Consider the following 18,239-nt stretch of genomic DNA (forward strand, 5'->3'; position numbering starts at 1 on the left):
GCGTACCTGGTGACCCCGCCGGTCTCAGTGCCGCTCCGGCTTGGCGCTGCGCGCCATGAGCTCCTTCAGGGCGACCATGGGCGGCTTGCCCTCGTGGACGATGCCCACGACCGTCTCGGTGATCGGCATGTCGACATGGTGCCTTCGCGCCAGATCGAGCACGGACTCGCAGGACTTGACGCCCTCCGCCGTCTGCCTGGTGACGGCGATGGTCTCCTCCAGGCTCAGCCCGCGGCCGAGGTTGCGGCCGAAGGTGTTGTTGCGGGAGAGCGGGGAGGAGCAGGTGGCGACGAGGTCGCCCATCCCGGCGAGTCCGGCGAAGGTGTGCGCGTCGGCGCCCATCGCCAGGCCGAGCCGGGTGGTCTCGGCGAGGCCGCGGGTGATGAGGGACGCCTTGGCGTTGTCGCCCAGGCCCATGCCGTCGGCGATGCCGACCGCGAGGGCGATGACGTTCTTCACGGCGCCGCCGAGCTCGCAGCCGACCACGTCGGTGTTGGTGTAGGGGCGGAAGTACGCGGTGTGGCAGGCGGCCTGGAGGCGCTTGGCGACGTCCTCGTCGCGGCAGGCGACGACGGCCGCGGCGGGCTGCCGGTCGGCGATCTCCTTGGCCAGGTTGGGGCCGGTGAGGACGGCGACGCGGTCCGGGGAGACCCCGGCGACCTCCTCGATGACCTCGCTCATCCGCTTGGCGGTGCCGAGTTCGACGCCCTTCATCAGGGAGACGAGCACGGTGTCGTCGGCCAGCAGCGGCTTCCAGGCGGCGAGGTTGCCGCGGAGCGTCTGGGAGGGCACGGCGAGCACGGTGAACGCGGCCCCGGCGGCGGCCTCGGCGGGGTCGGTGGTGGCCCGGACGGCGGAGGGCAGCTCGACGCCGGGGAAGTAGTCCGGGTTGGCGCCCTTGTTGACGGCGTCCACGACGGCGGCGCGGCGGCCCCACATGGTCACCTCGCAGCCGGCGTCCGCGAGGATCATCGCGAAGGCGGTGCCCCAGGATCCGGTGCCGAAGACGGCGCAGCGTGTCACTTGCCGTCCTCCTGGCGGTCGGTGCCGGCCTGGCGGCGGGCGGCGGCGGCCGCGCGCGCCTTCTTGAGGGTGTACGGCTCGGCGGGGGCCGGCTCGTCGCGGAGTTCGGCGAGGAGTTCGGTGATCGCGGCCATGATCTTGTCGGTGACCGCGCGCAGCACCTCGGCGGTCGGCTCCTTGTCGAGGAACTCGGCGAGGTCCACGGGCGGGCCGGCCATCACCCGGAGGGTCTTGCGCGGGAAGAGGCGGACCTTCTTCTCCTTGGCGTAGGGCGGCATGGCCTCGTGGGCGCCCCACTGGGCGACCGGGATGACGGGCGCCTTGGTGAGCAGGGCGACCCGGGCGGCGCCGGTCTTGCCCTCCATGGGCCACAGGTCGGGGTCGCGGGTCAGGGTGCCCTCGGGGTAGAAGGCCACGCACTCGCCCTTGTTGATGGCGTCGACGGCGGCGCGGAAGGCGTTGGCGGCGTCGGTGCTCTCGCGGTAGACGGGGATCTGCCCGGTGCCGCGCAGCAGGGTGCCGACGAAACCGTTGCGGAAGAGGCCCGCCTTGGCCAGGAAACGGGGGACGCGCCCGGTGTTGTACTGGAAGTGCGCGTAGGACAGCGGGTCCAGATACGAGTTGTGGTTGATGGCGGTGATGAAGCCGCCGTCGGCGGGAATGTGCTCCATTCCGCGCCACTCCCGCTTGAACAGAACCACGAGCGGCGGTTTCGCCAACACCGCCGTAAAGCGGTACCAGAAGCCGATTCTGTGGCGGGACACCCGTACACCCTTCTCTTGGGACCTGGAAGCTTCCACGGGCCTGCTGCTCTCCCGGGGCCGGACAAGTGTGGCGCCAGGTACCCGGTCTGTCGAGAACACCGTAACCCCGTGCCCCTCCGGCGGCAGCGGCCGGACTCCCGGAGCGGGGGCGCGCGGCCGAGGGCGACAATGGGCCCGGCAAGGGCCGGTGGGGGCCGGGCGGGACCCGGGTGGCCCGGGTGGGCCCCGGGTGGAAGAGAGAGGGAGTGCCGTGCGCTGGACGCTGGTGGTGCCGCTGAAGCCGCTGGCGCGGGCCAAGAGCCGGCTGGCGGCGGCCGCGGGCGCGGGCTCCGGTACCAGCCGGTCCGCGCTGGCGCTGGCCTTCGCGCTGGACACGGTGGAGGCCGCGCTGTCCTGCGCGGCGGTACGCGATGTGGTGGTCGTCACCGACGACCCGCTGGCCGGCGCGGAACTGAGGGCGGTCGGTGCCCGTACGGTCGCCGAACCGGCGGGCGGCGGGGGCCTCAACGCGGCGCTCGCGCACGGCGCGCGGACGGTCCGCGCGCACCGTCCGCGAGCGGGCGTGGCGACGCTGAACGCGGATCTCCCGGCACTGCGCGCGAGGGAACTCGGGCGGGTGCTCGATTCGGCGGCGGAATTCCCGCGCGCATTTCTCGCGGACGCCGAGGGAATCGGGACGACGCTGTTGGCGGCGGCTCCCGGAATGCTTTTGGCGCCGGCGTTCGAGGGCCGCTCGCGCGCCCGGCACCGGGCTTCCGGGGCACGGGAAATCGGGTTGCCGGGGGTGGATTCCGTCCGCCGGGACGTGGACACCCCGGCGGACCTCCGGGCCGCGCTGGCCCTGGGCGTGGGACCGCGCACGGCCGCGGCCGCCGGGGCGTGGACGGCCGCCGGGCCGCCGCGCGGGGCCGCCGGCACGGCGACGGACTAGGCTCTCGGACATGCAGGCCACCGCGTACACCTACGACCCCGAGACCCGCTGCGGAAGCGTTCTCCTCGACGACGGCACCCCGGTGCCGTTCGACGCCGAGGCGTTCGACGCGGGCGGTCTGCGGCTGTTGCGGCCGGGGCAGCGGGTGCGGATCGAGTGGGCGGAGGCGGCCGGGCCGGAGCCGCGGCGTGTGACGTTGGTGACGCTCCAGACCTTCTGAGCCCAGGGTCCCGGCCTTTGAGCCGGGTGCCGGCCCGGCGAGTCCGCGCCCCCGCCTCCTTCGGCGCCCCTCGTCTCCGGCCCGGGCTCCCGGAATTACGGGCTCCGGCACGCCCTGGGGGCTGTCACGCTCTTCCCGGGCCCTGAAGGGCGGTCTGAACTCCCCCGGCGGCTCCGGCGTCCGAGGATGCCCTTCCGGGCGTCCACGGGTCTCAGCGGGCGTTCAGCCGCTCCCGCCCGCCGCCGCGCCGGAGGCGAACGCACCGCGGGCCGGGCTCCCCGAAGGGAGCCCGGCCCGGCGCGTGACGCCGTCAGCGGCTTTTTACTTCTTCTTGGCCGCGGCCTTCTTAGCGGTGGTCTTGCGCGCGGTGGTCTTGCGCGCCGGAGCCTTGGTCGCCGTGGCCTTCTTCGCCGGGGCGGTCTTCTTCGCCGTGGTCTTCTTGGCCGCCGCGGCGGTCGTCTTCTTCGCCGGCGTCGCCTTCTTCGCCGCTGCCGCCTTGGTGGCGGGCGCGGTCTTCTTGGCGGTGGTCTTCTTCGCCGCCGCCGTGGTCTTCTTGGCGGTGGTGGCCTTGGTGGCGGTGGTCGCCTTCTTGGCCGTGGTCGCCTTCTTGGCGGCCGTCTTCTTGGCGGTGGCCTTCTTGGCCGCGGCCTTGGTGGTGGCCTTGCCACCGGAAAGGCTGCCCTTGGGCGCCTTCTTCACCGCGACCTCGCCGCCCTTGGGCAGCTTCTTCGAGCCGCTCACCAGGTCCTTGAAGCCCTGACCGGCGCGGAAGCGGGGCACCGAGGTCTTCTTGACCCGGACGCGCTCGCCGGTCTGCGGGTTGCGGGCGTAACGGGCCGGGCGGTCGACCTTCTCGAACGAGCCGAAGCCGGTGACCGAGACCCGGTCGCCGGCGACGACCGCACGGACGATCGCGTCGAGTACCGCGTCGACCGCGTCAGCGGCCTGCTGACGGCCGCCGAGCTTGTCGGCAATCGCTTCAACGAGCTGCGCCTTGTTCACGTCTTCCCCTTCGGAGACACCTGCTGGAATTTGTTCCAGCCTTTTCGCACGTTAGGCAGATATATACCGCAAATCAAACACGAAACGGTCTAATCACCCTTGTGCCGCAACGAACCCGACCCATCACGGAGTTCCGTCGGTGCCGCGCTCTGAAGGGAAACGGCCCTCGTCGAGGTCCTTCATCAGCCGGTCCAGGCGCATTGCCGCGCCTGAGAGATCGTGCTTCGCCGCGGCCGTGATGGCCAGCAGCTTCCGGGACAGCGCCATCCGTACGCCCTCCGGGACTTGCAGTGCGCGCACCCGGGAGTGCGCTTCCTTGAGTTGGTCCGCGACGAGCCGGTAGAGCCCGAGTTGGCTGTCGCGTTCCATGCACCGATTGTGCCATCTGAGGCGAGTTGTCGCCTCACAGGGCCTCAACAACGCGGTGCGCCCCCTGTCCGAAGACAGGGGGCGCATCATGCCAAACCTGGGGTGAACAGCGGAAATCGAGGGTCGATCCGGGCCCCGGGCGCTGGGCCGAACGGGCGGGAAACCGGGTCGGAGACCGGCCCGGAAACCGCCTCAGACCTGGGCCGTGGACGGCTTGTGGGCCGGCCGGCGGGCTTCGAAGGCGGCGATGGCGGACTCGTGCCGGAGGGTTAGCCCGATGTCGTCCAGCCCCTCCAGCAACCGCCACCGGGCGTTCTCGTCAAGGCTGAAATCGGCCGTGATGCCCTCGGCCCGCACCTGGCGCGCGACGAGGTCCACGGTCACCTCCGCGGCGGGGTCGGCCTCGGTCAGCTCCCACAGCCGCTCGACGGTCTCCTGCGGCAGGACGACCGTCAGCAGACCGTTCTTGAGCGAGTTACCCCGGAAGATGTCCGCGAACCGTGCGGAGATCACGGTTTTGAAGCCGAAGTTCTGCAGCGCCCAGACCGCGTGCTCGCGGGAGGAGCCGGTGCCGAAGTCCGGCCCGGCGACCAGGACCGAGGCGCCCGCGCGGGCGGGCTCGTTGAGGACGAAGTCCGGGTCCTTGCGCCACGCCTCGAAGAGGCCGTCCTCGAAACCGTCGCGGGTGACCTTCTTCAGCCAGTGCGCCGGGATGATCTGGTCCGTGTCCACGTTGCTGCGGCGCAGCGGCACGGCCCGGCCGGTGTGTGCGGTGAACGCTTCCATGAGCTGCTCTTCCTCGCTGGGTGGGGTGGCTGGGGTAGGGTGCCCTGCGCCGTTCAGGCGGCGAGGACCGGACCGGCCGGGAGGTCGGCGGGCGAGGCGAGCCGGCCGAGCACGGCGGTGGCGGCGGCGACCTGCGGCGAGACCAGGTGCGTCCGGCCGCCCTTGCCCTGCCTGCCCTCGAAGTTGCGGTTGGAGGTCGACGCCGACCGCTCGCCCGGCGCCAGTTGGTCGGGGTTCATGCCCAGGCACATCGAGCACCCGGCGTGCCGCCACTCGGCGCCCGCCGCGGTGAACACCGCGTCGAGCCCCTCGTCGACCGCCTGCAACGCCACCCGGACGGACCCCGGGACGACCAGCATCCGCACCCCGTCGGCGACCGCGCGGCCGCGCAGCACGTCGGCGGCGGCCCGCAGGTCCTCGATCCGGCCGTTGGTGCAGGAGCCCACGAAGACGGTGTCCACGGCGATGTCGCGGAGCGGCTGACCGGCCGTCAACCCCATGTACTCCAGGGCGCGTTCGGCGGCGGAGCGCTCCGACGCGTCCTCGTACGAAGCGGGGTCGGGGACGGCCGCCGACAGCGGTGCGCCCTGCCCCGGGTTGGTGCCCCAGGTGACGAACGGGGAGAGGGCCGACGCGTCGATGACCACCTCGTGGTCGAAGACGGCGTCGTCGTCGGTGCGCAGGGTGCGCCAGTGGGCGACGGCGGCGTCCCAGTCGGCGCCCCGGGGCGCGTGCGGGCGGTCCTTCAGGTAGGCGAACGTGGTCTCGTCCGGGGCGATCATGCCCGCCCGGGCGCCGGCCTCGATGGACATGTTGCAGACGGTCATCCGCGCCTCCATCGAGAGCTTCTCGATCGCGGACCCGCGGTACTCGATGACGTACCCCTGGCCGCCGCCGGTGCCGATCTCCGCGATGACGGCGAGGATCAGGTCCTTCGCGGTGACTCCTTCGGGGAGTTCGCCCTCGACCGTGACGGCCATGGTCCGGAACGGCGACATGGGCAGCGTCTGGGTCGCGAGGACGTGCTCGACCTGGCTGGTGCCGATGCCGAAGGCGAGGGCGCCGAACGCGCCGTGGGTGGAGGTGTGGCTGTCCCCGCAGACCACGGTGGCGCCGGGGTGCGTCAGTCCCAGCTGCGGTCCCACTACGTGGACGACGCCCTGCTCCACGTCGCCCAGCGGGTGCAGCCGGACCCCGAACTCGGCGCAGTTGCGGCGCAGGGTCTCCAGCTGGGTGCGCGAGACCGGGTCCGCGATGGGCTTGTCGATGTCGAGGGTGGGGGTGTTGTGGTCCTCGGTGGCGATGGTCAGGTCGGTGCGGCGCACCGGCCGGCCCGCCTTGCGCAGTCCGTCGAACGCCTGGGGGCTGGTGACTTCGTGCAGCAGGTGGAGATCGATGTAGAGGAGGTCGGGCTCGCCCTCGGCGCGCGCCACGACGTGCTCTTCCCAGACCTTCTCGGCCAGTGTGCGTCCCATCGCTGTCCCTCCGGATCGGGGTGCCGTGGGTACAGGTTGGCGGCTTCCGGGAAAACGTGAACTTGCGTTTCATAGTGTGAGACGCGAGTATCGTTGCATGGACAATTCTGGTGGCGCCTCGAGCGGAGTGGGCGTACTCGACAAAGCGGCCCTGGTGCTGAGCGCCCTGGAGTCGGGCCCGGCGACGCTCGCCGGACTGGTGACGGCCACCGGCCTGGCGCGCCCGACCGCGCACCGGCTCGCGGTGGCCCTGGAACACCACCGCATGGTGGCGCGCGACATGCAGGGCCGCTTCATCCTCGGCCCCCGGCTGAGCGAACTCGCGGCGGCGGCGGGCGAGGACCGCCTGCTGGCCACGGCCGGCCCGGTCCTCACGCACCTGCGCGACGTGACGGGCGAGAGCGCCCAGCTCTACCGCCGCCAGGGCGACATGCGCATCTGCGTCGCGGCGGCGGAACGGCTGTCCGGACTGCGGGACACGGTCCCCGTCGGCTCCACCCTGCCCATGAAGGCCGGCTCCGCCGCCCAGGTCCTCATGGCCTGGGAGGAGCCGGAGCGGCTGCACCGCGGGCTGCAGGGGGCTCGGTTCACGGCCACGGCGCTTTCGGGTGTGCGGCGGCGGGGGTGGGCGCAGTCGATCGGGGAGCGGGAGCCGGGTGTGGCGTCCGTCTCCGCGCCGGTGCGGGGGCCTTCGAATCGGGTGGTGGCGGCGGTGTCGGTGTCCGGGCCGATTGAGCGGCTCACCCGGCACCCTGGGCGTATGCATGCCCAGGCCGTGCTGGACGCGGCGGTGCGGCTGACGGAGGCGTTGCGGCGCAACGGGTGAGGGTGCCCCGGACCCGCCCTTTCTCCCCCAGCTACCGCTGGGAGGTGCCCCCAGTTTCTTGCGGGGGCAAGCCCCCGCACCCCCGAAACTGCGCTCCGCGCGGTTGTCCTCAAACGCCGGACGGGCTGATTTCAGCCCGTCCGGCGCTTGAGGACGAGCGGCGCGGCCGCGAAAAGGGGGTCTGGGGGCTTGCCCCCAGGAATCGGCGAAGGGGCGGGGCAGGGGCTCAGCCCCCCGCAGGGGCCCCGAGCCGCTCCGCGGCCCGCTCGCCCCGCCGGGCCACGGCCTCGACCCCGTACGCGGCACCGAGCCCATGCGCCGGCATCCCGCTGTAGATCGTCTCGTAGGACCCCGCCGGCACCACATACGTCTCGTGCCAGATCCCCACCCGCCCCGCCGCGTCCCGCGCCCGCCGGTTGAACGCGGCCCAGGCCGGCCGGTGGAGCCGGTCCCGGTCGGCCGCGTAGGCGAGCAGCTTCTCGCGCGACTCCCAGTACTGCAGCACCGTGTACTCCCGCGGCCCGGCCGTCAGCAGCCGGTAGCCCAGCAGCCCGGCGTCGGGGTCCCGCCCGAGCTCCCCCAGCATCCGCCGCATCGCGTCGAACACCGGTATCCAGTGGCGCGCCGAGCGCCAGCGGTTGATCCGCATGCCGATCAGGAAGACGACCACGTCCCCTTCGGCCGCCGCCGTGACCCGGCCCTCGATCGGTGACTTGCCCATGGCGTTACCCCCGCCCCTCATTGGACGGCGGCGCCGTCCATGCTTGGATAGTGGCACTATCCAACAGGAGGGCGCAAGAGCCATGCGACTGGCCGAGCTCAGCGAACGCAGCGGCGTTCCCACCGCGACGATCAAGTACTACCTGCGCGAGGGGCTGCTGCGGCCGGGCCGCCGGGTGTCCGCGACCCAGGCCGCGTACGACGAGGGCCATCTGCGGCGGCTGCGGCTGGTACGGGCGCTGATCCAGGTGGGCGGGGTGTCGGTGGCCGCCGCGCGGGAGGTGATCGCCGCGGCGGAGGACACGTCCCTGGACCACCACATGCGGCTGGGGGCGGCCACCTGGGCCCTGCCGAGGGTCCCGGCACCGGAGGCCGGCGACGAGGCGGCGGAGGCCGCCCGCGGGGCGGTGGACGGCCTGCTCGCGCGGCTGGGGTGGGACCCGGCCCGGGTGGAGGTCACGGCCTCCCCCGCCTACCGGACGCTGCTGGACTCGGTGGCCGCCCTGGCCCGGCTGGGCTACCCGTGCGGGACGGAGCACCTGCTGCCGTACGGGCGGCTGGCCGCGGAGCTCGCCGTCACCGACCTGGACCTGGTGCTGGCGGAGCCGACGGCGGACGGTCAGGTGGAGGCGGCCGTGGCGCTCACCGTGCTCTACGAGCCGGTGCTGCTCAGCCTGCGGCGGCTGGCGCACGCGGAGGAGTCGGCGCGGCGCCTCGAAGGCGGGGACGTCGGAGGCCAGGACGACGGAAGCGGGCCCCCGGAGCTCAGCCGACCGACTCCGGCAGCCGGAGACCGGGAGTCCGGTCCCAGCCGATGAGCGTGATGACCTCGCACAGCCGCGGCGCCAGGCCGGTGAGTTCGACGGAGCGGTGGCGGGCGGCGCGGGCCCGGGCGAAGGTCATCAGCAGCCGGAGGCCGCCGAGGTCGGGGAACTCCACGCCGGACATCTCCAGGCGGAGGTCGTCGCGGACCGCGGCCACCGAGCGCAGGGCGTCCCGGAGCTGCCGGTGGGCGGAGGCGTCGACCCGGCCCTCCAGGCGCAGGCCGGGCGGCCGGTAGGTGCGGACGACGAGCAGGTCGGCGGTTCTGACCAGCGGGTCGGGGCCCACGCCGCGGGTGTGGGCCGAGGCGGCGGCGTCCAGCGCCTCGGGGGCGCAGCGCCGGACGTCGTACTGGCAGACGGCCAGGGCGCGGCCGGCGGCGAACTCCTCGCCGAGCAGGGACTCGTACCGCAGCAGCCGGCGCACGTCGCGCCCGTCGTGCGGGGCCGGGCAGGGTTCCCCGGCGATGCGCAGGGCGCGGTAGCCCTCCGCGCGGCAGCGGGTGGCGGCGGTGTGTAACCGGTCCCGCAGCGCGGCGGGTTCCAAGGGGCCGTCGCCGGTGCGGAGTTCGTCCAGGGGGAGCACTTCCACGCCGGTGCGCGGGGCCGGCAGCCGGTACCGGTCGAGCAGGGCCGCGGGGTCGTGGGGGTCCCGGCGGCCGGCCAGGTAGAGGATCTTGTCCTGGGCGTCCAGGCCGCCGCGGACGAACTCCCGCAGCACCGCGGTCCGCTCCTCGTCGGAGGCGAAGAGCAGGCAGGCGTGGTCACCGGGCCGGAGGTCGCCGACGGGGGTCCGGTGGAGCGCGCCACGGGGAAGGGCCATGCGGGGAATTATGGCGACGGCGCCCCGGGGCGAGAAGGGCGCACGGGGCGGAAACGGCAAATGCCCCCCGCGTATCGCGGAGGGCATTTCCCTGTGCGTACCCCCGACCGGATTCGAACCGGCGCTACCGCCTTGAGAGGGCGGCGTGCTAGGCCGCTACACAACGGGGGCTTGCTCTGTTGCAGACTCGGAAGTCTTGCGCTGGGCTACCAGGACTCGAACCTAGACTAAATGAACCAGAATCACTCGTGCTGCCAATTACACCATAGCCCATGGTGATGACCAGTACCCCCGACCGGATTCGAACCGGCGCTACCGCCTTGAGAGGGCGGCGTGCTAGGCCGCTACACAACGGGGGCCCTAGCGATCCATCGACATCGCCTCCGGAATTCTCCGAATGGTGACGGATTCAGGATCAGTACCCCCGACCGGATTCGAACCGGCGCTACCGCCTTGAGAGGGCGGCGTGCTAGGCCGCTACACAACGGGGGCTCGCACTTCGCGTTTTGCGCTTTCGCGCGGTTTCTACTTTACCAGTAGTTTTGCAAGAGAATTTCCAGTGAATTTCTCTTGCTGGGGTACCAGGACTCGAACCTAGACTAAGTGAACCAGAATCACTCGTGCTGCCAATTACACCATACCCCACCAGAACTCAACCCCCCTGAAGGGGTCTTGCTCGGCTCGCGCCCTCCGCTCCGGCCTCTCGGCCCTCCCGGGCGGCGCAGGAAGAACATTACCCGAAGGTGGACGGGGCACCAAAATCGATAACCCGGGCCGGTGCCCGGCCCGGGCCCCGGAACGCGGCGAAGGGCCCCGGAGGCCGCCCGCGCGGCTTCCAGGGCCCTTCGGGGTGCGGGCGGCAGCCGTCAGGCGGCCAGCTTCGCCAGGGCGGCGTCGACACGCTCCAGGGTCCGCTCGCGGCCGAGGACCTCCAGCGACTCGAAGAGCGGCAGGCCGACCGTACGGCCGGTGACGGCCACCCGGACCGGGGCCTGGGCCTTGCCGAGCTTGAGGCCGTGCTCCTCACCCGCGGCGACGACGGCGGCCTTGAGGGCCTCGGCGTTCCAGTCGGCGGCGGCCAGCTTCTCGCGGGCGGTACGGAGGAGGGCGTCGGAGCCCTCCTTCATGGCCTTGGCCCAGGACGCCTCGTCCTCCACCGGGCGGTCGAGGAAGAGGAAATCCACGTTGGCCGTGATGTCGGAGAGGACCGTGAGGCGGGTCTGGGCCAGCGGGGCCAGCTCCGCGAACGCGGCGGCGTCGAACGCCTCCGGCGCCCAGGGGGCGTGCGGGGCGCGCAGCCAGGGCTCGCAGGCCGCGACGAAGTCCTTCACGTCCAGCCGGCGGATGTGGTCGGCGTTGATCGCCTCGGCCTTCTTGAGGTCGAAGCGGGCCGGGTTGGCGTTGACGTCCTTGATGTCGAACGCCGCGACCATCTCGTCCATCGAGAAGAGGTCCTGGTCGGCCGAGAGGGACCAGCCGAGCAGCGAGAGGTAGTTGAGCAGGCCCTCCGGCAGGAAGCCGCGCTCCCGGTAGAGGTTGAGGGAGGACTGCGGGTCGCGCTTGGAGAGCTTCTTGTTGCCCTCGCCCATGACGTACGGCAGGTGGCCGAACTCGGGCACGGCCTTGGCGACGCCCAGCTCGATCAGCGCCTTGTAGAGGGCGATCTGCCGCGGAGTGGAGGACAGCAGGTCCTCGCCGCGCAGCACGTGGGTGATCTCCATCAGCGCGTCGTCGACGGGGTTGACGAGCGTGTACAGCGGGGCACCGTTGGCCCGGACGATGCCGAAGTCCGGCACGTTCTCCGGGGTGAAGGTGAGTTCGCCGCGGACCAGGTCGGTGAAGGTGATCGCCTCGTCGGGCATCCGGAAGCGGACGATCGACGGGCGGCCCTCGGCCTCGTAGGCGGCCTTCTGCTCGGGGCTCACGACCCGGCACTTGCCGTCGTAGCCGGACGGCTTGCCGGCGGCGCGGGCGGCCTCGCGGCGGGCGTCGAGCTCCTCGGTGGTGCAGTAGCAGTGGTACGCGTGGCCGGCGTCGAGGAGCTTCCGCGCCACGTCGCGGTAGATGTCCATGCGCTGCGACTGGCGGTAGGGCGCGTGGGGGCCGCCCACCTCGGGGCCCTCGTCCCAGTCGAAGCCCAGCCACCGCATCGCGCCGAGGAGCTGCTCGTACGACTCCTCGGAGTCGCGGGCCGCGTCGGTGTCCTCGATGCGGAAGACCAGGGTGCCGCCGTGGTGGCGGGCGAACGCCCAGTTGAAGAGGGCGGTGCGGACCAGCCCCACGTGGGGGTTGCCGGTCGGCGAGGGACAGAAACGTACGCGGACGTTCGCGTTAGCCACGCTTGATCACCTTGTTGGTGAGAGTGCCGATGCCTTCGATGGTGACGGCGACCTCGTCGCCGTCGTGCAGGGGTCCGACCCCGGCGGGGGTGCCGGTGAGGACGACGTCGCCGGGGAGCAGCGTCATCGCCTCGGTGATGTGGACGATGAGCTCCTCGACGGAGCGCAGCATCTGGGCGGTGCGGCCGCTCTGCCGCAGCTCGCCGTTGACCGTGCAGGTGATCGCCAGGTCGCCCGGGTCGACCTCGGTCTCGATCCAGGGGCCGAGCGGGCAGGAGGAGTCGAAGCCCTTGGCGCGGGCCCACTGCTTCTCGCGCTGCTGGACGTCGCGCGCGGTGACGTCGTTGGCACAGGTGTAGCCGAGGATGACGTCCTTGACGCGCTCGCGCGGGACCTCGCGGCACATGCGGCCGATGACCACGGCCAGCTCGGCCTCGTGGTGGACGTCGCTGCTGAAGGACGGGTACGCGATGGGGTCGCCCGGGCCGACGACGGAGGTCGACGGCTTGAAGAAGGCGACGGGCACCTCGGGCACCTCGTTGCCCAGCTCCGCGGCGTGCTCGGCGTAGTTGCGGCCGATGGCCACGACCTTGCTGGGCAGGACGGGCGGGAGCAGGCGGACCTTGCTCAGCGGCACCTTGGTGCCGGAGCGTTCGAAGTCGCCGTAGGGAATGCCCTTGATGATGTCGAGGACGGGACCGCCCTCGGTGGAGGCGTCCCCCTCGACCACGCCGTAGCCGACGTTGCCGTCGATGGAGAATCTGGCGATGCGCACGGGAAGCTGAGCCCCTCACTGATCCGGCCGGAGTCTGACACTTCAGGCTATCGCGGGGGCCGCGCGCGCTCCGTGCGCGGCGTTCGGCCGGGCGATCCGGGCGGGCGGTCCGGCCGGCGATCCGTTCCCGGCGGTCCGGACGGGCGGGACGAGCGAGGGGCCTGCCGGATCCGGCAGGCCCCTCGGGGGCTCCTCGGGCGCGCGGGCCCGTCAGTCCTCGACGAGGACCGGCGCGGGAGCGGTCATCAGGACGGTGCGGCGCGGGTTGGCGGTGACCGTGGGGAGCTCGACCGCGTGCTGCGGGCGCTCGGCCTCGAACAGCGCCTTGGCGTCGTCGAGGTTCGCGAGCGTGGTGCGGCGCGGGTTGGCGGTCTTCCGGGAGGGGCTGGTGGTCTTCACTGTGCGGTTGCCTCGCGTTGTCTCTGGTGTCGTCAGGTCTCGTCGTCGCGGTCGTCGCGGGCTTCGAGGGCGGCCGGCCGCGGCCTCGCGGGTCGTCCGCGGGCGTCGGCGGCCGTCACGTCCGCGCAAGGATCCAGGCTAGGCGCGCCCTTCCCCGCCATACCGAGCAGGATGCGGGGTGTCACCTGTGAGTTTCCTCACGAAGCTTGGGATAAATGCCGCATAACCGACAGCTGTCCCGCCTGTACGAAACGGACATCGCCGGACTGAAGCTGACGTTCCGCTCCTGATCATGGCGACTGGGACAGGTCGCTCAGCGCGACGAGGTGCGGCGCATTCGCCCGCGTAAGTCCGAATTGATAGGAGTGGACCCTCCACGGAGAGCGACAGGGCGGGCTACCGTCCGTGACCGATCCGCGGTGGGACGCACCGGCCTTGTTGGCGCATCCGGCACTGTGCTGGAATTCCACGGACCGCCAGGGGGGCACCGCGGTCCCCCCACGACTCGACACCGTTCCTCCGCTCGCCGGGGGGACGCCTGGTCCAGAGGTTGCGACGCTAGTGCAGGGACGTTTCAAGAGGGATGGCAGCGCTGCGGCGGAGCCGGAGCCGCAGGGTGCGGCGACAGGCGGCGACCGCGGCACGCCCGTCGACGCGCCGGCCGGCGGCGAACCCGCCGGCGGCCCCAAGGGGAAGGGCAAGGCGAAGGTCCCCAGCGGGCCGGGCTCACGAATAGCCCTGCGCAACTGGCGCATCAGTACCCGCCTGGTGTCCCTGCTCGCCCTGCCCGTCGTCGCCGCGACGACCCTGGGTGCGCTGCGTATCGACAGCTCGCTGCAGGACGTCGACCAGCTCGACCACATGAAGCTGCTGACGGACATGACCAGCGTGGCCACCGACCTGGCCAACGCGCTCCAGGAGGAGCGCGACCGGTCCGCCGCGCCGCTGATCCTCAAGGACCCGAAGAACGACGACGTCGTGGCGCCGCGCCAGCGGACCGACAAGGCGATCGAGGAGTTCAAGAAGCTCACCGAGCGGGTCAAGCCCGACGACGCCACCACGACCGGCGTCAACGCCACGCTGGTGGAGATCTCCCGGCAGCTGACGGACATCCAGAAGTACCGCAACGACGCGTACCACGACCCGAACCAGATCTCGCGGACCGTCAACGCGTACAACAGCCTCGTCACCTCGCTGATCACGCTGTCCCAGGACATGGCCCTGGCGTCCAGCAACAGCGAGATGATCGCCTCCACCCGCGCCCTGGCCTCGTTCTCCTCCGCCAAGGAGTACGCGTCCATGCAGCGCGCGCTGATCAGCGCCGGTCTCGCCCGCTCGCCGCACGAGCTCTCCGACAACGACCGCCTCTTCGGCCAGTCCGCGTTCACCGGCGAGGACCAGGCGTACAAGCGCTTCCTCCGCGTCCACGGCGACACGGACCGGGAGCTGCTCCAGGGTCTGAACGGCGGCACCTACGACATCTCGCAGGCCAACGCCTACGCCGAGCGCGTGCTGATGCGCGGCGACGGCCTGCGCGGCGCGGACAGCCTCACCTACCGCGACTGGTTCGACCGCGACAGCGTCAAGATCGCGGAGATGTCCAAGATCGAGACCACGCTCCTCAACGAGATGGAGCAGAAGGCCCTCGAACTCCGCGACGACGCCCAGCAGGAGGCGTACCTCAACGGTGCGCTGATCATCCTCGTCCTCGGCATCTCGCTGGTCGGCGCCTTCGTCGTGGCCCGGTCCATGGTGCGCTCGCTGCGCCGGCTCCAGGACACCGCGCAGAAGGTCGCCCAGGAACGCCTGCCCGAGCTGGTCAAGCAGCTCTCCGAGGCCGACCCGCAGGACGTGGACACCTCCGTCGAGTCCGTCGGCGTGCACAGCCGCGACGAGATCGGCAAGGTGGCCGCGGCCTTCGACGACGTGCACCGCGAGGCCGTCCGCCTCGCCGCCGAGCAGGCCCTCCTCCGGGGCAACGTCAACGCGATGTTTACCAACCTCTCGCGGCGGTCGCAGGGCCTCATCCAGCGTCAGCTCTCGCTCATCTCTGAACTGGAGTCCCGCGAGGCCGACCCGGACCAGCTGTCCTCGCTGTTCAAGCTCGACCACCTCGCGACCCGTATGCGCCGTAACGGCGAGAACCTCCTCGTTCTCGCCGGTGAAGAGCCCGGCCGCCGGTGGACCCGGCCGGTCCCGCTCGTCGACGTGCTGCGTGCCGCCGCGTCCGAGGTGGAGCAGTACGAGCGCATCGAACTCACCGGTGTGCCGCCGACCGAGGTCGCCGGCCGCGTCGTCAACGACCTCGTGCACCTCCTCGCCGAGCTGCTGGAGAACGCGACGTCGTTCTCCTCGCCGCAGACCAAGGTCAAGGTCACCGGTCACGCCCTGCCCGACGGCCGGGTGCTGGTCGAGATCCACGACACCGGCATCGGCCTCTCCCAGGAGGACCTGGCGGCGATCAACGAGCGGCTGGCCAGCCCGCCGACCGTGGACGTCTCCGTCTCCCGGCGCATGGGTCTGTTCGTGGTCGGCCGCCTGTCCCTGCGACACGGCATCCGCATCCAGCTCCGCCCGTCGGACTCCGGCGGCACCACCGCGCTCGTCATGCTGCCGGTCGACGTCGCCCAGGGCGGCAAGAAGCCCGGCCCCGGCGCGCCCGGCGGCCCCGGCCTGCCCGGTGGCGGCGCCCCCGGCGGCATGCCCGGCACGGGCGTCCCGGGCGCCCCGGGCATTCCCGGCGGCAAGACCGCGCCCGGCCTGCCCGGTCCCGGCGGTCCCGGCGGTGCCCCGCAGGCGCCGGCCCGCGACCGCGGCCAGCTGCCGCCCAAGGGCCCGCGCCCGCCGGCCAATCCGTCGCGGGCCGGCGGCCTGACGCAGAGCGGTCTGCCGACGCGCGTTCCCGGGGCCACCCCGGGCGCGGGCGCGCCGACCGGCGGCCCCAGCCTCTTCGACGCCCCGCCGCACGCCGGCGCGGGTGACGACGCCTCCGGCGGCAAGGGCGCCGACGGCCGGTCCGGCCTGCCGCCGCGCGGCAAGCGGCCCGCCGTGATCGCGCCGGTGGGCAACGGCCGCCGCCCGCAGCCGCCGCAGCGCGGCGAGGGCACCGGCTCCGACCTGCCCGTCCGCGGTGGCGGCGAGGCCGGCAAGGGTGGCGAGTCCACCAAGAGCGGCCTGCCCAAGCGCGGCGACCGGTCGAGCACGCCCGGCGGGCTCCCGGTCCGGGGCGCCGGCACGCCGTCCGGCCTGCCCGAACTGCCCGTCCGCGGCGGCGAGGACAAGCCCGGCACCGGCGGCCTGCCCCAGCGCGGCGGTGCCGGGAACGGCCTGCCCCCGCGCAACGCGCTCTCCGGCCTGCCCAAGCGCGGCGACCGCAAGAACACCCCCGCCGAGCCGCCGGCCCGTCCGGCGCCGAGCTGGGGCAACGACCGCTCCCCCGCCGCACCGGTGGACGACTGGCCGCTGGCCTCCAACGGTTCCTCGCGCGCCGAGCGGGACACCCCGCGCGGCCACGACAGCGTCGAGACCCCCGAGCGCGCCGAAGGACCGTTTGCCACCGGGCAGTTCCCGCAGCTCGCGCCCGTACCGGAGCCCGAGAGCAGCGGCACCGGCCGCCACGCGCTGCCCGCCGTCCCCGAGGGTGACGCGGACGGCCCGGGTGGCACCGGGCAGTACCCGCGCCTGGCGCCCGTGCCCGAGCCGGAGAGCAGCAGCACCGGCCGGCACGCGCTGCCCTCCCGTGACGCCGCGTCCCCGGCCGACCCGGGCAGCACCGCCGCCTTCCCGCAGCTGGCCCCCGTGCCGGACGCCGACGGCACCGGGCGGATCGTTCCGCCTGCCGGTGCCGGCCGCTTCGGACAGCAGGACGCCGGGCAGCGGGACGCCGGGCGACAGGACACCGGCCGGTTCGACACGGGCCAGTTCGAGACGGGCCGGTTCGACACCGGACAGTTCGACACCGGGCAGTTCGACACCGGGTCCGGCAACGCCCCCCGGCACGACGGCACGCGGGAGTCGACGCCGCTCTTCCAGGAGCTGGAGTCGCACTGGTTCCAGGACCAGGAGACCCGCGAGCGGGCGCCGGAGCCGGCGGCCGAGCCCGAGGCGCCCCGCGGTCTGCCGCGCCGGGCCCCGCGCGCCGAGGCCCCCGCTGCCCCCACCGCCCCCGACGTCACGGCCCAGACCCCGCTGCCGGACTGGCGCGAGTCCCCCAACGACGAGCGCTGGCGCCGGGCCGAGCAGGTCCGGGTGCCCGCCGCGGACGGAACCACCTCGTCGGGCCTGCCCCGCCGGGTCCCCCGGGCCAACCTCGTCGAGGGCACGGCCCAGCAGCAGGCCCTGCCGGAGGGTCCGCAGGTCTCGCGCGCGCCCGACGACGTGCGCGGCCGGCTGACCAACCTCCGCCGGGGCATTCAGCAAGGACGTCAGGCCGGCACCAGCCCGGCCACCGGTAGCCACCACGGTGGCCCCACCTACCAGCAGGAGCGTTAGTTGAGTCCGATGAGCCAGGCGGCGCAGAATCTGAACTGGTTGATCACCAACTTCGTGGAGAGCACCCCGGGGGTGTCCCACACGGTGGTGGTGTCCGCCGACGGACTGCTGCTGGCCATGTCCGAGGGGTTCCCCCGGGACCGCGCGGACCAGCTGGCGGCGGTGGCCTCCGGCCTGACCTCCCTGACGGCCGGTGCCTCGCGCATCTTCGAGGGCGGGCCCGTCAACCAGACCGTGGTGGAGATGGAGCGCGGCTTCCTCTTCATCATGTCCATCTCCGACGGCTCCTCGCTGGCCGTGCTGGCGCACCCGGAGTGCGACATCGGCCTCGTCGGCTACGAGATGGCCCTGCTGGTCGACCGCGCGGGCAACGTACTGACGCCCGATCTCCGCGCCGAACTGCAGGGAAGCCTGCTGAACTGACCGTACACACACCGCAAATCCCGTCCGACCGTACGGCCGAAAGCTCCCACCG

18 protein-coding genes and 5 tRNA genes are annotated in these 18,239 nt (G+C 72.7%); 6 read left to right on the top strand and 17 right to left on the bottom strand.

All coding sequences use genetic code 11. From position 1 onward, the window contains the following. Positions 1-24 precede the first annotated feature (24 nt). Together K7I03_RS09005 and K7I03_RS09010 are read right to left on the bottom strand one after the other, a co-directional pair. Complete coding sequence (locus tag K7I03_RS09005; protein ID WP_185941268.1) at positions 25-1,023, bottom strand: NAD(P)H-dependent glycerol-3-phosphate dehydrogenase; 999 nt, start codon at positions 1,021-1,023, stop codon at positions 25-27. Continuing rightward, positions 1,020-1,787 (bottom strand): lysophospholipid acyltransferase family protein, encoded by a 768-nt coding sequence (locus K7I03_RS09010; protein ID WP_185941267.1) that lies wholly within the window; start codon positions 1,785-1,787, stop codon positions 1,020-1,022. Before K7I03_RS09010 ends, K7I03_RS09005 begins: the two co-directional genes overlap by 4 nt. A 250-nt stretch (positions 1,788-2,037) precedes the next feature. Between K7I03_RS09010 and cofC the strand changes: the two genes are divergently transcribed. Both cofC and K7I03_RS09020 read left to right on the top strand, forming a co-directional pair. Further along, positions 2,038-2,718 (top strand): 2-phospho-L-lactate guanylyltransferase, encoded by a 681-nt coding sequence (gene cofC / locus K7I03_RS09015; RefSeq protein WP_185941266.1) that lies wholly within the window; start codon positions 2,038-2,040, stop codon positions 2,716-2,718. A 10-nt stretch (positions 2,719-2,728) separates the two neighbouring features. Beyond that, complete coding sequence (locus tag K7I03_RS09020) at positions 2,729-2,938, top strand: hypothetical protein (protein ID WP_185941265.1); 210 nt, start codon at positions 2,729-2,731, stop codon at positions 2,936-2,938. Positions 2,939-3,259: 321 nt separating this feature from the next. Here the strand turns inward: K7I03_RS09020 and K7I03_RS09025 are convergent, their stop codons facing one another. The 4 genes from K7I03_RS09025 to leuC all read right to left on the bottom strand — a co-directional run bounded on the left by K7I03_RS09025 (position 3,260) and on the right by leuC (position 6,570). Beyond that, complete coding sequence (locus tag K7I03_RS09025; RefSeq protein WP_185941264.1) at positions 3,260-3,940, bottom strand: HU family DNA-binding protein; 681 nt, start codon at positions 3,938-3,940, stop codon at positions 3,260-3,262. A 123-nt stretch (positions 3,941-4,063) separates the two neighbouring features. Beyond that, complete coding sequence (locus K7I03_RS09030; RefSeq protein ID WP_185941263.1) at positions 4,064-4,309, bottom strand: SCO5555 family protein; 246 nt, start codon at positions 4,307-4,309, stop codon at positions 4,064-4,066. Positions 4,310-4,501: 192 nt separating this feature from the next. After that, on the bottom strand, positions 4,502-5,095 hold the full coding sequence (gene leuD, locus K7I03_RS09035; RefSeq protein WP_185941262.1) for a 3-isopropylmalate dehydratase small subunit: 594 nt from the start codon (positions 5,093-5,095) through the stop codon (positions 4,502-4,504). Positions 5,096-5,148: 53 nt separating this feature from the next. Continuing rightward, entirely contained in the window at positions 5,149-6,570 is a 1,422-nt protein-coding gene (gene leuC / locus K7I03_RS09040; protein ID WP_185941261.1) for a 3-isopropylmalate dehydratase large subunit, read from the bottom strand. A gap of 97 nt (positions 6,571-6,667) precedes the next feature. Between leuC and ndgR the strand changes: the two genes are divergently transcribed. Continuing rightward, positions 6,668-7,396 carry an IclR family transcriptional regulator NdgR gene (ndgR, locus tag K7I03_RS09045; RefSeq protein ID WP_040889156.1) on the top strand — a complete coding sequence of 243 codons (729 nt, stop codon included), beginning with the start codon at positions 6,668-6,670 and terminating at the stop codon, positions 7,394-7,396. Between the two features lie 226 nt (positions 7,397-7,622). Here ndgR and K7I03_RS09050 read toward each other — a convergent pair whose 3' ends face one another. Then, positions 7,623-8,117: a DUF4188 domain-containing protein gene (locus K7I03_RS09050; protein ID WP_185941260.1), complete on the bottom strand. Its 495-nt coding sequence runs from the start codon at positions 8,115-8,117 to the stop codon at positions 7,623-7,625. A gap of 82 nt (positions 8,118-8,199) precedes the next feature. Here K7I03_RS09050 and K7I03_RS09055 point away from each other — a divergent pair, with 82 nt between their 5' ends. After that, complete coding sequence (locus tag K7I03_RS09055; RefSeq protein WP_185941259.1) at positions 8,200-8,934, top strand: MerR family transcriptional regulator; 735 nt, start codon at positions 8,200-8,202, stop codon at positions 8,932-8,934. Here the strand turns inward: K7I03_RS09055 and K7I03_RS09060 are convergent. From K7I03_RS09060 to K7I03_RS09105, 10 genes are all read right to left on the bottom strand, one after another. Then, a complete protein-coding gene (locus tag K7I03_RS09060) occupies positions 8,882-9,760 on the bottom strand; it encodes an MEDS domain-containing protein (RefSeq protein WP_185941258.1) in 879 nt (292 codons plus the stop codon). The genes K7I03_RS09055 and K7I03_RS09060 overlap by 53 nt on opposite strands. Before the next feature lie 98 nt (positions 9,761-9,858). Beyond that, positions 9,859-9,931 (bottom strand) — tRNA-Glu (locus tag K7I03_RS09065). A gap of 30 nt (positions 9,932-9,961) precedes the next feature. Then, positions 9,962-10,033: transfer RNA gene (locus K7I03_RS09070), tRNA-Gln, on the bottom strand. Positions 10,034-10,046: 13 nt separating this feature from the next. Continuing rightward, positions 10,047-10,119: transfer RNA gene (locus K7I03_RS09075), tRNA-Glu, on the bottom strand. A gap of 60 nt (positions 10,120-10,179) precedes the next feature. Next, a tRNA-Glu gene (locus K7I03_RS09080) sits at positions 10,180-10,252 on the bottom strand. Between the two features lie 81 nt (positions 10,253-10,333). Next, positions 10,334-10,405, bottom strand: a tRNA-Gln gene (locus K7I03_RS09085). Positions 10,406-10,626: 221 nt separating this feature from the next. After that, on the bottom strand, positions 10,627-12,099 hold the full coding sequence (gltX, locus tag K7I03_RS09090) for a glutamate--tRNA ligase (RefSeq protein WP_185941257.1): 1,473 nt from the start codon (positions 12,097-12,099) through the stop codon (positions 10,627-10,629). Then, positions 12,092-12,874: a fumarylacetoacetate hydrolase family protein gene (locus tag K7I03_RS09095; protein ID WP_185941256.1), complete on the bottom strand. Its 783-nt coding sequence runs from the start codon at positions 12,872-12,874 to the stop codon at positions 12,092-12,094. Before K7I03_RS09095 ends, gltX begins: the two co-directional genes overlap by 8 nt. 210 nt (positions 12,875-13,084) lie before the next feature. Continuing rightward, a complete protein-coding gene (locus K7I03_RS09100; protein ID WP_185941255.1) occupies positions 13,085-13,273 on the bottom strand; it encodes a hypothetical protein in 189 nt (62 codons plus the stop codon). Positions 13,274-13,305: 32 nt separating this feature from the next. Then, entirely contained in the window at positions 13,306-13,458 is a 153-nt protein-coding gene (locus K7I03_RS09105) for a hypothetical protein (protein ID WP_224346964.1), read from the bottom strand. Positions 13,459-13,834: 376 nt separating this feature from the next. On the opposite strand from K7I03_RS09105, the gene K7I03_RS09110 reads away from it, so the two are divergent. Continuing rightward, on the top strand, positions 13,835-17,764 hold the full coding sequence (locus tag K7I03_RS09110; RefSeq protein ID WP_185941254.1) for a sensor histidine kinase: 3,930 nt from the start codon (positions 13,835-13,837) through the stop codon (positions 17,762-17,764). A 9-nt stretch (positions 17,765-17,773) separates the two neighbouring features. Beyond that, entirely contained in the window at positions 17,774-18,187 is a 414-nt protein-coding gene (locus tag K7I03_RS09115; RefSeq protein ID WP_040889161.1) for a roadblock/LC7 domain-containing protein, read from the top strand. The last annotated feature ends 52 nt before the right edge of the window (positions 18,188-18,239 follow it).

Source organism: Streptomyces mobaraensis (assembly GCF_020099395.1).
Taxonomy (GTDB): Bacteria; Actinomycetota; Actinomycetes; order Streptomycetales; family Streptomycetaceae; genus Streptomyces.

Bases quoted from the DNA above. Each gene is read 5' to 3' on its own strand.
- K7I03_RS09020 (WP_185941265.1), top strand. From the start codon at position 2,729: ATGCAGGCCACCGCGTACACCTACGACCCCGAGACCCGCTGCGGAAGC.
- K7I03_RS09030 (WP_185941263.1), bottom strand. From the start codon at position 4,309: ATGGAACGCGACAGCCAACTCGGGCTCTACCGGCTCGTCGCGGACCAA.
- leuD (WP_185941262.1), bottom strand. From the start codon at position 5,095: ATGGAAGCGTTCACCGCACACACCGGCCGGGCCGTGCCGCTGCGCCGC.
- leuC (WP_185941261.1), bottom strand. From the start codon at position 6,570: ATGGGACGCACACTGGCCGAGAAGGTCTGGGAAGAGCACGTCGTGGCG.
- ndgR (WP_040889156.1), top strand. From the start codon at position 6,668: ATGGACAATTCTGGTGGCGCCTCGAGCGGAGTGGGCGTACTCGACAAA.
- K7I03_RS09050 (WP_185941260.1), bottom strand. From the start codon at position 8,117: ATGGGCAAGTCACCGATCGAGGGCCGGGTCACGGCGGCGGCCGAAGGG.
- K7I03_RS09055 (WP_185941259.1), top strand. From the start codon at position 8,200: ATGCGACTGGCCGAGCTCAGCGAACGCAGCGGCGTTCCCACCGCGACG.
- K7I03_RS09060 (WP_185941258.1), bottom strand. From the start codon at position 9,760: ATGGCCCTTCCCCGTGGCGCGCTCCACCGGACCCCCGTCGGCGACCTC.
- K7I03_RS09115 (WP_040889161.1), top strand. From the start codon at position 17,774: ATGAGCCAGGCGGCGCAGAATCTGAACTGGTTGATCACCAACTTCGTG.